This is a genomic window from Flavobacterium marginilacus (assembly GCF_026870155.1).
GTDB classification, from domain to species: domain Bacteria; phylum Bacteroidota; class Bacteroidia; order Flavobacteriales; family Flavobacteriaceae; genus Flavobacterium; species Flavobacterium marginilacus.
In genome coordinates this window covers 1190416-1203713 of the sequence record NZ_CP113975.1, presented here as the reverse complement: position 1 = coordinate 1203713, position 13298 = coordinate 1190416, and the positions used below count along the sequence as shown (strand labels likewise).

At 39.3% G+C, this 13298-nt stretch carries 7 protein-coding genes; 3 read left to right on the top strand and 4 right to left on the bottom strand.

Annotated elements, in window-relative coordinates:
- The first annotated feature begins 122 nt into the window (after nucleotides 1-122).
- Nucleotides 123-902 carry an ABC transporter ATP-binding protein gene (locus OZP07_RS05240; protein ID WP_281637546.1) on the top strand — a complete coding sequence of 260 codons (780 nt, stop codon included), beginning with the start codon at nucleotides 123-125 and terminating at the stop codon, nucleotides 900-902.
- A gap of 41 nt (nucleotides 903-943) precedes the next feature.
- Here OZP07_RS05240 and OZP07_RS05235 read toward each other — a convergent pair whose 3' ends face one another.
- The 4 genes from OZP07_RS05235 to OZP07_RS05220 form a co-directional block, all read right to left on the bottom strand.
- Nucleotides 944-2551 (bottom strand): class I SAM-dependent methyltransferase, encoded by a 1608-nt coding sequence (locus tag OZP07_RS05235; RefSeq protein WP_281637545.1) that lies wholly within the window; start codon nucleotides 2549-2551, stop codon nucleotides 944-946.
- A gap of 121 nt (nucleotides 2552-2672) precedes the next feature.
- On the bottom strand, nucleotides 2673-3143 hold the full coding sequence (locus tag OZP07_RS05230; protein ID WP_281637544.1) for a hypothetical protein: 471 nt from the start codon (nucleotides 3141-3143) through the stop codon (nucleotides 2673-2675).
- 5 nt (nucleotides 3144-3148) lie between these two features.
- Nucleotides 3149-3601, bottom strand: a complete 453-nt coding sequence (locus OZP07_RS05225; RefSeq protein WP_281637543.1) for a tRNA (cytidine(34)-2'-O)-methyltransferase — start codon at nucleotides 3599-3601, stop codon at nucleotides 3149-3151.
- Nucleotides 3602-3653: 52 nt separating this feature from the next.
- Nucleotides 3654-4262, bottom strand: coding sequence for a pseudouridine synthase (locus OZP07_RS05220; RefSeq protein WP_281637542.1), 609 nt, complete (start codon nucleotides 4260-4262; stop codon nucleotides 3654-3656).
- Nucleotides 4263-4449: 187 nt separating this feature from the next.
- Here OZP07_RS05220 and OZP07_RS05215 point away from each other — a divergent pair, with 187 nt between their 5' ends.
- Both OZP07_RS05215 and OZP07_RS05210 read left to right on the top strand, forming a co-directional pair.
- The gene (locus OZP07_RS05215; RefSeq protein WP_194643200.1) at nucleotides 4450-5103 is read left to right on the top strand and encodes a phage tail protein; all 654 of its coding nucleotides are present in this window, start codon (nucleotides 4450-4452) and stop codon (nucleotides 5101-5103) included.
- 77 nt (nucleotides 5104-5180) lie between these two features.
- Complete coding sequence (locus OZP07_RS05210) at nucleotides 5181-13295, top strand: MBG domain-containing protein (RefSeq protein WP_281637541.1); 8115 nt, start codon at nucleotides 5181-5183, stop codon at nucleotides 13293-13295.
- Nucleotides 13296-13298 lie beyond the last annotated feature (3 nt).

Here is a 13298-nt window from a genome sequence, read left to right as displayed (position 1 = left end):
AATTTTAATGCAATCTTCTATGTGAAAAAATTATGATTTTCTAAACAATCCTCAATTTTAAATTAATTCTATGTGTCTCCTATGTGTTTAAAAACATTTTCAAAAAGTATATAACTTAAAATATGCCGACCAATATCCTCATCACTCAAAACCTAAGCATTGGTTATTCCTCCAAGAAGGAAACTACAACCATAGCCGAAAACCTCAACCTGAACTTACAGGCAGGGAAACTGATTGCTTTGATTGGTGCAAACGGTATTGGAAAATCTACTTTGTTGCGTACTATAACAGGAATTCAGAAACCTTTGCACGGAACTGTTTTATTAAATGACAAAAAAATAAACGACTTTGAACCTTTAGCATTGGCCCAAAATTTAAGTGTAGTTTTGACCGAAAAATTACCTCCAAGTAATTTAACTGTGTTTGAATTGGTCGCTTTGGGACGCCAGCCTTACACCAACTGGATTGGCACTTTATCAAATGCGGATATTCAAATTGTTCAGGAAGCTATTAGACTAACGCAAATCGAACATTTGTCACAAAAAAGACATTTTGAAATAAGTGATGGGCAATTACAGAAGGTTTTGATTGCAAGAGCATTGGCACAAGACACTCCTTTAATTATTCTGGACGAACCCACTACTCATTTAGATTTACTCCACAAAGTTTCGTTGCTGAAACTCTTAAAAAAACTAACCCACGAAACAGGAAAATGCATTTTGTTTTCGACGCACGACATTGATATGGCTATACAATTGAGTGATGAGATGATTATCATGACGCCAGAAACTGTTGTTCAGGACGAACCTTGCAATTTAATTACAAAGGGAAGTTTCAATACTTTATTCAAAGACGAACATATCATTTTTGACAACGAAAAGGGTAAATTTGTTATCACTTAATTGGTTTTTTGTTTATAGTTGATAAAAACTAAAAACATAAACTAAACTCCTTTCAGCAAATTAATACTCACCGTCGCTATTTCCGAATCGGGGAATTTTTTAAAATAATTGAGATCCGAAAATAATCCTGCTTCGCCCGCAATTTTATGCAGTACATCAATTTCGACTATATATTGATCCGAAAAACCATGCGTAGCATCGTAAGCGGTTACTGCAGTTTTACCTAAATTCGTAGCTGTTAAATGGGGCGCTATCGTATGCAGTTCAATCATCAGCAATCCAAATTTATGGACATAAGGCGACCATTTTTGGAAGTGTTCCAATAAATTATCTTCCACCAAATTATTACTTATCCGAACGCCTCTATCTGCAAATGCTCCAGTCGAACCGCTTATTCTTTCTTTATTGATTTGTTTCGGCATTTCCCAAATCCGGTTGTGGTCGAGAAAAGTCCTCACATTCAACAAATCTTTCAGATCGATATTGTAATTTTCCTTTAAATCGCCAGCTAGTAAATCCGGACGGCCTATATCTCCCCAAATCACTTTGGCCCAAATATCGGCTTTGATTAAATTGGCTCGTGTTACTTTGAGTGCCGTCTGATTATAATCGGCTCCGACTAGAAACAGAGGGTGTTTATCAAGCATTTTTCCTCTCAAAGTCTGACGGTCAATCACATCAAAAACATGCTCCAAAAAAGCACCGTTGCCACAGCCCATATCCAAAATTCCTTTGGGTTGTTGCTCAATTGGTAAATTGAATAATTTGATAAGAATTTCATCAACAACTTTAAAATAAGTATCGTGCGCACCACCGCTCCCCCATACGTTCATTTCGCGGTCAACGTGAATCTCATCTTCGCCTTCCCCTACGTTTCTTAAGAAAGCGGGATTACCAAAAATCAATTCATCCATTTTCCGAAAAGTAGGTAAATAAGAAACAGTAACGCCATAAGCAGAGGCTCTTTTGGCAAAAAACAATCCAGTTTCGGTAAACTGATAATTTCCGTTTTTTCGAGTGAACCATCCCAAATGTGTCAAAAAATTAAGTACAATTTTGAAGTTTTCGGGAGATTTATGAAACTCTTCCGGGCTAAAGGATATTTCCATAAAATATTTATGAAACATTCCGCTCATTCCCAAATGAACCGTTATTTGCCCGACAAGAAAACCTTCAATATGAGTGAGAATCTGATGCTGAATTTCGTTGGTTAAATTATCATCAGAAAATGAAATTCCGTAATTATTTTGACATTTTTCAAATATCAATTTCATTCGGCTGAAAATTTCTCCTTCAAATAATTTAGGACGTAAATCGGCCGAAGACTGCAATAAATCTACAACATCTTTATACAATGGAAACAACGAAAAAGCAATTGCACTTTTTTCATTAATTCGAAAAGCAATCAGATCAGTCTTTGTATTAACATAATAATCGAGAAAACCTTGCGAAGCCAATGTTCGCAGTGCCACATTGAGATAACCTTCGTTGGTTTTGAATTTGGAAGAAAGTTCGGAGAGGCATATTTCTTTTCTTTCCAAGATATAGGCCAAGACACCTTTTTTATGCAAAGAAAACGCCACAGGAGCAGTCACCAAACCATCAAGATGTCTAAAAATAGTACTTCGAAGGGAAACGTTATCTATCATAAAAGAGATTTAAAACAGAAGAATGTCTATCTCAAATATATGAAATTTCTCTTTAAAAAATAAACTAACTACACTTCTATTAAACAACTAATTACCTGCAACAAAGTGAAGTCTCTTTTAGCTAAGAATTATCATTATCGTATCGAACTCTATAAACATGAAGAAGTTTTTCTAGTTCATTAGATTTTATTGTCAAATCGTCTATTTCTATTTCTTCTTTATTAAAAACAAGATAATTTGTAGGGCTTTTACCAAATGTTTGACAGAAAATTCTATCACCATAAATCTTATTCCAAGGGACTAAATTTTTATTTTTTAACTTAATTCCTTTATCGTTAATTACGATTTGAGGAGCTTTGTCTCTCAATTTATTAATTTGAATATATAACAAATATAAACCATACCCTAAACCTAAAAATAATAATCCAAAATATTCTTTTGGCAACAAATAAATTACTAATGCGCAAATTCCTAAAATATTGACTAATGAAAAAATGACCTTGTTCCTTGAATAATAAATTATAGTCTCTTTTGGGACCGAAATATCATCCTTATAGATTTTCTTTTGAGAAAACATTTTTCCTATTTGCATAAAATTTATTTCAATCCAATCTGCCTCTTCGCTTCTCCAACCACAAAAGCAACCGAATTAGCAATATTAAAACTTCTGATCAAATTTGACATTGGAATCGTCAAATGATTTTCGAACAATACCATAAATTCAGGACTTAAACCAACACTTTCCTTTCCAAAAACCAGCCAATCCCCATCTTGAAATTTTGCGTCATAAATGGATTTTGTAGCATGGGAACTCATCAGGAAAACCCTTGATTTTTTCGGTATTTGCTGCATCCATTCTTCTACATTTTGATATTCGGTAACATCCAAATGCACCCAATAGTCGAGTCCGGAGCGCTTGAGATTTTTATCATTGATTATAAATCCAAAAGGATGGATTAAATGGAGCCGGCTTTCGGTGCCTACGCATAAACGGCCAATATTTCCGGTATTATTAGGTATTTCGGGTTCTACGAGAACGATGTTTAGCATTATGATTTAAGATTTTTGATTAACGATTTATAATTGCAGAGGTTAGCTACGATTAGATTTTTTGATTTTTTTCATTGTTATTTAAATTGTTATTTAAATTAAAATCGTCAACCTCAACTGCTTCTCCAGCTTTTAAATTGTTTAAATGTATGTTTCCAATGCGGACACGCACCAGACGTAAAGTAGGAAAACCGACTGCTGAAGTCATTTTACGTACTTGCCGAAACTTGCCTTCGTTTATAGTGATGGAAGCCCAGGAAGTTGGTCCATGACGCTCGTCCCGAATTTTTTTACCCCGAGGACCAAAATCTGGAATTTCAGTAATGAGCCTCGCTTCACATTTTTTGGTTTTGTATTTTCCTCCATTAAAGCCAATCTCAACACCTTCTTTTAATTCATCAATAGCTTGCTGAGTAATTATTCCATCAACTTGAACATAATATTCTTTATCAACTCTTTTACTTCGGATGATTTCACTCATTTTCCCATCAGTCGTCAATAAAAGTAAACCTTCCGAATCTTCGTCCAATCTTCCGATTGCCATAGTTCCAGCTGGAAAATTGTATAATTCGCCCAAGAGTTTTTTCTTTCTCTTTAATTCATAAATAAACTGACTTAAATAACCATAAGGTTTGTGAAGAAGAAAGTGATGGTGAGACATGCTGACTTTATTTTTTTTGCAAAGATAACGTTGTTTTTAAAGTTTTTTCAAAACATTTATTTGCTTCTATATTTATATTTCATGACACGTATTTTCCTTTCTATGTCATTTTCTCATCTGTTATTCATTCCTTAAATTATTTTTGAATAACTTAAAAACAATCTATTAACTAATAAAAAAAAAGATCATGGACGACGAATTAATGGGAACCATCAAACTTTTTGCAGGTAATTTTGCTCCTAGGGGCTACTATACTTGTGAGGGACAATTATTGTCAATTAGTCAAAATACAGCATTATTTAGTATCTTAGGAACTACCTATGGGGGTGATGGGATAAGTACTTTTAAATTACCTGATTTGCGTGGAGCATTTCCAACACAATGTTCAAATATTGGAGGAGTTCATCCTGGAGGAACATACACATTAGGTGAAGTTGGCGGTACTCAATCATTTACTATAACATCAGTAAATATGCCTCCTCATACCCACACTATAGTAAAAGGTCAAGGATCCAATTTGACTGGTACTATTTCGGTAAATACAGTACTACAAGCTAGTACAAGTCCAGGAGCTGATTCTACACCTTCTGCAACCAATAATGCATTAGGAAAAACAGTTGATACCAATGGTAATAGTGACCCTAATTTGTATACTAATGCCACACCAAATCAAAATTTAGCAGGAATTAGTTCAACAGTGAACAATAATTTGAATTTTGACCCCACTGGTTTACAACTCACTCCTTGGGGGTCTGGTCCATCACCAGTACCCACAGTACCGCCTTTTGTAGCTATGCAATATATTATATGTTACCAAGGAATCTATCCTTCTAGACCATAATAAATAATTAAAAAAATGGACTATTGAATAATAGTCCATTTTTTTTATATATTTGATAATAAATACATTAACAAATTATGATAAAAAAACTACTTTTCATTGGATGTTTTCTAAGTTTGTTTTCATCCTCATTGGCTCAAACCAATTTATCGGCGGGTGACATTGCTATTATTGGTACCAATTACGATGTTGTCCCTTATGAAATGACTATCGTAAATCTTGTTCCTATCTCAGCAGGTACTGTTATTAGAATAACTGATTATGGATATGATGAAGCTACTGGTACTTTCGGAACCACTTCTGTAGCTAATTTAGCAGAAGGCTCGATTACTTGGACGTTAACTTCTGCTATGCCAGCTGGAACAGTTACTAAATTTTCAATTACAGGAGGAACAACTCCTAGCGTTTCTGGATTACCAGGCACTGTTAGCTTTACAGGCTGGACATATAATCTAGCTCCGGGTAGCTGTCCAGTTCCTGCTGGAGGTGATAACTGGTTTATTTTTCAAGGAAGTTCCGCTACATCTGTAAGTCAATTTGTATTTGGCTGGGTAAACACATTTGGTACCACTTTTAATGGTATAAATCAACCAGCAGGGCAATTTCTTGTACCTGGAACTGGACTTCAGCCCAACAATGGTAATTCGTATTTACCTCCATCTCTTACTCTTGGATCAACTGCTATTGCACTTAATAGAGATCCTAATAACGGAGGATATCATGGTGACAATAATACCTATAAAGGCACTTTAACAGCGGCTTCAAAAAGTAATCTTTTAACAGCTATTTGTAGTATTGCAAATTGGAATACTAGCGAATCAACAACTTACGACATCAGTCCAGGAGGAACACAATTTACTGGAACAAATCCTATTTTCAAAATAGGTGTACTGCTTAACACTTCTCCTACGTTAACATTTTCAAGCAATCCAGCAGCAATTACTAGTGATGACGTTGCTTCTGATGGAGATGGTGGTTCGCAAGATATATCCGATATTGATATTCAGGTATATAATATTTCCAATACAAACGGTACTTTACTCCCCGCATTATCTTGGCAAAACAATTCTTATATAGGAAGTTCCAACGCATCCTATTCAGGCCTAACCAATGAAAACAATGCAGGTTCAAAAGGAATGGCAATAAAATCAGCCAATGGCAATGAATTTCGTCTCAATCAATTTGTCTATTACAACTGGGGAGAAACCTCATCCTTTACTAATACGGTAAAGGGTTATAGAGATGGTAATGAAGTAGCTTCTACCACTTTTGATGGTTTTGATTCAGGTTATACTCCAAAAACAATAACTTTAACATCGGCCTTTCAAAATGTAGACGAGGTACGATTTTATATCAGTGCTGGCGGATATGTAGGTAACCAATCTGCTACCAATCATAGTATAAATTCTATTTCAGTTTCAACACCTGTAGTCACAACTAACACTGCGCCTACTGACATTGCTCTTTCGCCTAATACTATTAACGAAAATGTGACGGCTAATTCAACCGTAGGCACACTCTCCACTACAGATATTGATTCAGGGGATACTTTTACTTATACTTTAGAAGCAGGAGCAGGAAGTACAGATAATGCTGCTTTCAATATCAGCGGTTCAAATTTAAGAATAACGGCCAGCCCTGATTTTGAAACCAAATCATCCTATTCTGTTCGCTTAAGAACTACAGATCAAGGAGGTTTGTTTTTTGATAAAGTTTTTACTGTTACCATCAGTGATGTGAATGAAGCACCAACGAATTTAGCCCTTTCAGCTACTTCTATCAACGAAAATGTGGCGGCTAATTCAACCGTAGGCACACTCTCCACTACAGATATTGATTCAGGGGATACTTTTACTTATACTTTAGAAGCAGGAGCAGGAAGTACAGATAATGCTGCTTTCAACATCAGCGGTTCAAATTTAAGAATAACGGCCAGCCCAAATTTTGAAACTAAATCTTCCTATTCTGTTCGCTTAAGAACTACAGATCAAGGAGGTTTGTTTTTTGATAAAGTTTTTACTGTTACCATCAATGATGTGAATGAAGCTCCAACTAATTTAGCCCTTTCACCTACTGCGATTAACGAAAATGTGGCGGCTAATTCAACTGTGGGAGTTCTTTCTTCTACCGATGTTGATGACAGCTCGTTTACCTATACTTTAGTGTCTGGGACTGGAGATACAGATAATGCTGTGTTTACCATTTCGGGGAGCAATTTGAAAATTACTGTTAGTCCTGATTTTGAAACTAAATCTTCCTACTCTGTTCGTGTGAAAACTACAGATCTGGGTGGTCTTAGCTTTGAAAAAGTATTTACTATTACTGTTAATGATGTATGTGAAGTAATTGATACCGTAACTCAAACATCTGGTGTTTTAACAGCGGATCAGCCTGGCGCTATCTACCAATGGATTCAATGTCCAGCAACTATATTAATTGGTGAAAACGGACAATCGTATACACCGCCAAGTAGTGGTAATTATGCAGTTGTTGTAACAATAGGCTTATGCAGCGTAATATCATCATGTGTAGCTGTAAATCCAATCACAACTCCAACAGTTTCAACAACCGCAGCAACTGGAGTAGGTGCTTCAAAAGCAACATTAGGAGGAAATGTTACTGCAGATGGCGGAGCCACTGTAACTGAAAAAGGTATTGTCTGGGCAACAGCCAGCAATCCTACTACTTCAAATAACAAAGTTACAAATGGAACTGGAACAGGAAGTTTTAGTGCAGTTATTTCTTCTTTACCAGCTGGAACACTTGTACACTTTAGAGCGTATGCCATCAATTCTGCAGGTACAAGTTATGGTACAGATTTAACTTTTACTACAAATGCTGCCCTGTCGGCAACAACTTCACAAACCGACGTGGCTTGTAACAGCGGAACCTCAGGTTCAGCTTCAGTAACTGCTGCGGGAGGTGTTGCTCCTTATACCTATTCTTGGTCTCCTTCTGGAGGAAATGGAGCTACAGCCTCTGGTTTAACAGCTGGATCTTATTCAGTTATTATAACAGATAACGAATCGACACAAGTCACAAAAAACTTTACTATTTCAGAACCTACTGCTTTAGCAACTACTGCGGCTTCACAAACCAATGTTTCTTGTAATGGTGGTTCTAACGGAGCTGCTGCAATCAACACACCAACTGGTGGAGCGAGTGGTTATACCTATAACTGGACGCCTGGCAACCCAACGGGTGATGGTACAACTTCGGTAACTGGACTAACTCCTGGTACATGGACCTGTACTGTAACTGATGCAAATAATTGTACTACAGCCGTTAACTTCACAATTACGCAGCCTTCAGCCATTACCGCAACCACTTCGCAAACCAACGTGACCTGCAATGGAGCAACTAACGGGTCAGCTTCGGTAACTGCTGCAGGCGGTGCCGGCGGATATACCTATTCATGGGCTCCATCCGGAGGAAATGCTGCTGTGGCTACAGGATTGGCTGTTGGTACTTACACCTGTACCATCACAGATGCCAACAATTGTCAAATCACAAAAAACTTTACCATAACACAGCCTACGGCTATTACCGCAACCACTTCAAAAACCAACGTGGCCTGCAATGGAGCAACTAACGGGTCAGCTTCGGTAACTGCTGCAGGCGGTGCCGGCGGATATACCTATTCATGGGCTCCATCCGGAGGAAATGCTGCTGTGGCTACAGGATTGGCTGCTGGCACATACACCTGTACCATCACGGATGCCAACAATTGTCAGATCACAAAAAACTTTACCATAACGCAGCCTACGGCCATTACCGCAACTACTTCGCAAACCAATGTGGCTTGTAACGGCGGAACTAACGGGTCGGCTTCGGTAACTGCTGCCGGTGGTGCTGGCGGATATACCTATTCATGGGCTCCATCTGGTGGAACGGCTGCTACAGCTACAGGATTAGCTGCTGGCACTTACACCTGTACCATCACGGATGCCAACAACTGCCAGATCACGAAAAACTTTACCATAACACAGCCTACGGCAATTACCGCAACTACTTCGCAAACCAACGTGGCTTGTAACGGCGGAACTAACGGGTCGGCTTCGGTAACTGCTGCCGGTGGTGCCGGCGGATATACCTATTCATGGGCTCCATCTGGTGGAACGGCTGCTACGGCTACAGGATTGGCTGTTGGCACTTACACCTGTACCATCACGGATGCCAACAATTGTCAGATCACAAAAAACTTTACCATAACACAGCCTACGGCCATTACCGCAACTACTTCGCAAACCAACGTGGCTTGTAACGGTGGAACTAACGGGTCGGCTTCGGTAACTGCTGCCGGTGGTGCCGGCGGATATACCTATTCATGGGCTCCATCTGGTGGAACGGCTGCTACGACTACAGGATTGGCTGTTGGCACTTACACCTGTACCATCACGGATGCCAACAATTGTCAAATCACAAAAAACTTTACCATAACACAGCCTACAGCCATTACCGCAACTACTTCGCAAACCAACGTGGCTTGTAACGGTGGAACTAACGGGTCGGCTTCGGTAACTGCTGCAGGCGGTGCTGGCGGATATACCTATTCATGGGCTCCATCTGGTGGAACGGCTGCTACAGCTACAGGATTGGCTGCTGGCACTTACACCTGTACCATCACGGATGCCAACAACTGCCAGATCACAAAAAACTTTACCATAACACAGCCTACGGCAATTACCGCAACTACTTCGCAAACCAACGTGGCTTGTAACGGTGGAACTAACGGGTCGGCTTCGGTAACTGCTGCTGGTGGTTCTGGCGGATATACCTATTCATGGGCTCCATCTGGTGGAACGGCTGCTACGGCTACAGGATTGGCTGCTGGCACTTACACCTGTACCATCACGGATGCCAACAATTGTCAGATCACGAAAAACTTTACCATAACACAGCCTACAGCTATTACCGCAACCACTTCGCAAACCAACGTGGCCTGCAATGGAGCAACTAACGGATCGGCTTCGGTAACTGCTGCAGGCGGTGCCGGCGGATATACCTATTCATGGACTCCAACTGGTGGTACTGCTGCTACTGCTACAGGATTGGCTGCTGGCACTTACACCTGTACCATCACGGATGCCAACAATTGTCAGATCACAAAAAACTTTACCATAACACAGCCTACGGCCATTACCGCAACTACTTCGCAAACCAACGTGGCTTGTAACGGCGGAACTAACGGGTCAGCTTCGGTAACTGCTGCCGGTGGTGCTGGCGGATATACCTATTCATGGGCTCCATCTGGTGGAACGGCTGCTACAGCTACAGGATTAGCTGCTGGCACTTACACCTGTACCATCACGGATGCCAACAACTGCCAGATCACGAAAAACTTTACCATAACACAGCCTACGGCAATTACCGCAACTACTTCGCAAACCAACGTGGCTTGTAACGGCGGAACTAACGGGTCGGCTTCGGTAACTGCTGCCGGTGGTGCCGGCGGATATACCTATTCATGGGCTCCATCTGGTGGAACGGCTGCTACGGCTACAGGATTGGCTGTTGGCACTTACACCTGTACCATCACGGATGCCAACAATTGTCAGATCACAAAAAACTTTACCATAACACAGCCTACAGCCATTACCGCAACTACTTCGCAAACCAACGTGGCTTGTAACGGTGGAACTAACGGGTCGGCTTCGGTAACTGCTGCCGGTGGTGCCGGCGGATATACCTATTCATGGGCTCCATCTGGTGGAACGGCTGCTACGACTACAGGATTGGCTGTTGGCACTTACACCTGTACCATCACGGATGCCAACAATTGTCAAATCACAAAAAACTTTACCATAACACAGCCTACAGCCATTACCGCAACTACTTCGCAAACCAACGTGGCTTGTAACGGTGGAACTAACGGGTCGGCTTCGGTAACTGCTGCAGGCGGTGCTGGCGGATATACCTATTCATGGGCTCCATCTGGTGGAACGGCTGCTACGACTACAGGATTGGCTGTTGGCACTTACACCTGTACCATCACGGATGCCAACAATTGTCAAATCACAAAAAACTTTACCATAACACAGCCTACGGCTATAAATTTCACAACAACAATTTTATCTGGTTATGATTACAATACTGGATATAGTCAAACTATAGTAGCTTCAGGAGGAACAGACCCTAAAACGTATGCAATTACAGCAGGAAGTCTGCCTTCTGGTTTTTCGCTATCAACAGCTGGACAGATAACAGGTATTTCAACTCAAATTGCTGATAGTAATTTTACTGTTACCGCTACTGATGCTAATAATTGTACAGCTACCTATAATTATGTCCTGAAATTAAATCAAATTCCAATTACGGTAACTGCAACACCTTCTCAAACTAAAATATATGGGGAGAGTGATCCTGTTTTAACTTATACAGTATCACCAAGTTTGCTTTCGGGAGATTCATTCACAGGATCTTTAACAAGAGTTAGTGGTGAAAATATTGGTAATTATGCTATTAATCAAGGTTCGCTTTCAGCAGGGGCTAAGTATTTAATTACTTATGTTGGTGCTAACTTTGCTATTACTGCCAAACCAATTACAGTAACGGCAACTGCATCGCAAACAAAAGTGTACGGAACTACAGATCCTGTTTTTGCCTATACTATTTCGCCAAGTTTAGTAGGTAGTGATGCCTTTACTGGAACTTTAACAAGAGCTGCTGGGGAAAACATTGGAAACTATGCTATTAACCAAGGAAGTTTGACTGCGGGTTCTAATTATACGATTAGTTACGCAGGGGCTAACTTTGCTATTACTGCAAAACCAATTACAGTAACAGCAACTGCATCGCAAACAAAAGTGTACGGAACAACAGATCCTGTTTTTGCTTATACAGTTTCGCCAAGTTTGGTGGGTAGTGATGCCTTTACTGGTGCTTTAACAAGAGCTGCTGGGGAAAACATTGGAACTTATGCTATTAACCAAGGAAGTTTGACTGCCGGATCTAATTATACAATTAGTTACGCAGGGGCTAACTTTGCTATTACTGCAAAACCAATTACAGTAACAGCAACTGCATCGCAAACAAAAGTGTACGGAACAACAGATCCTGTTTTTGCTTATACAGTTTCGCCAAGTTTGGTAGGTAGTGATGCCTTTACTGGTGCTTTAACAAGAGCTGCTGGAGTGAATGTGGGTGTTTACGCTATAACACAAGGTACCTTAAGTGCTGGTACTAACTATAGCATTACTTATGTAAGCAAAGATTTTACTATTACTGCAAAACCAATTACAGTAACAGCAAATACTTCACAAACCAAAGTATATGGAACAACAGATCCTGTTTTTACTTATACTGTTTCGCCAAGTTTGGTAGGCAGTGATGCCTTTACTGGTGTTTTAACAAGAGCAGCTGGAGTGAATGTGGGCGTTTACGCTATCACGCAAGGTACCTTAAGTGCTGGTACTAACTATAGCATTACTTATGTAAGCAAAGATTTTACTATTACGAAAGCAGATCAGGTAATTACCTGGAATCAGACTTTGGGATTAGGCTGTAATGGAGAAACTAGTATTGTTTTGACTGCTGTTGCTAATAGTGGTTTAGCAGTAAATTATGCTTCTTCTAATACTAACATTGCTACTGTTTCAAATAATTCAGTAATTTTCCAAAATTATGGGTCTGCAGCTATTACAGCTTCGCAACCAGGAAACATAAATTACAATGCAGCTCCGGCAGTTGTTTTACCAGTAGTATCTAGTCAGCCTAACCTGATTAGAAAACAATTTGAAAATATTATATTCTTTGACAATAGTTCTAAGAGTTTTAAATTGTATAGCTGGTATAAAAATGGGGTTTTAGTTCCTGGACAAACTTCACAATATTTCAAAGAAAGTGGTCCTTTGAATGGAACTTATTATGCAGTAGCAACAAAACTAGACGGAACATTAATTACAACCTGTACCTTGACTTTATCTCCTACAATAGAAGAAGAGTACATAAGAATTGTTCCAAACCCTGTTAGAAGTAATGCGAGTTTCCAATTGATAACGAATGTTAGTACAAACAGATTACAAAATGCGCGTATTGAGGTTTATAATTTAACTGGTAACTTACTAACTACTATTAACACAAGTCAAAATACTATTGACATGATAGCTCCAAGTGTTGAGGGAATTTATATTGTAAAAATGACCTTAACAAATGGTAAATATTTTACTAAAAACCTTTTAGTGAGAAATTAAAAT

Bases quoted from the DNA above. Each gene is read 5' to 3' on its own strand.
- OZP07_RS05240 (WP_281637546.1), top strand. From the start codon at position 123: ATGCCGACCAATATCCTCATCACTCAAAACCTAAGCATTGGTTATTCC.
- OZP07_RS05235 (WP_281637545.1), bottom strand. From the start codon at position 2,551: ATGATAGATAACGTTTCCCTTCGAAGTACTATTTTTAGACATCTTGAT.
- OZP07_RS05230 (WP_281637544.1), bottom strand. From the start codon at position 3,143: ATGCAAATAGGAAAAATGTTTTCTCAAAAGAAAATCTATAAGGATGAT.
- OZP07_RS05225 (WP_281637543.1), bottom strand. From the start codon at position 3,601: ATGCTAAACATCGTTCTCGTAGAACCCGAAATACCTAATAATACCGGA.
- OZP07_RS05220 (WP_281637542.1), bottom strand. From the start codon at position 4,262: ATGTCTCACCATCACTTTCTTCTTCACAAACCTTATGGTTATTTAAGT.
- OZP07_RS05215 (WP_194643200.1), top strand. From the start codon at position 4,450: ATGGACGACGAATTAATGGGAACCATCAAACTTTTTGCAGGTAATTTT.
- OZP07_RS05210 (WP_281637541.1), top strand. From the start codon at position 5,181: ATGATAAAAAAACTACTTTTCATTGGATGTTTTCTAAGTTTGTTTTCA.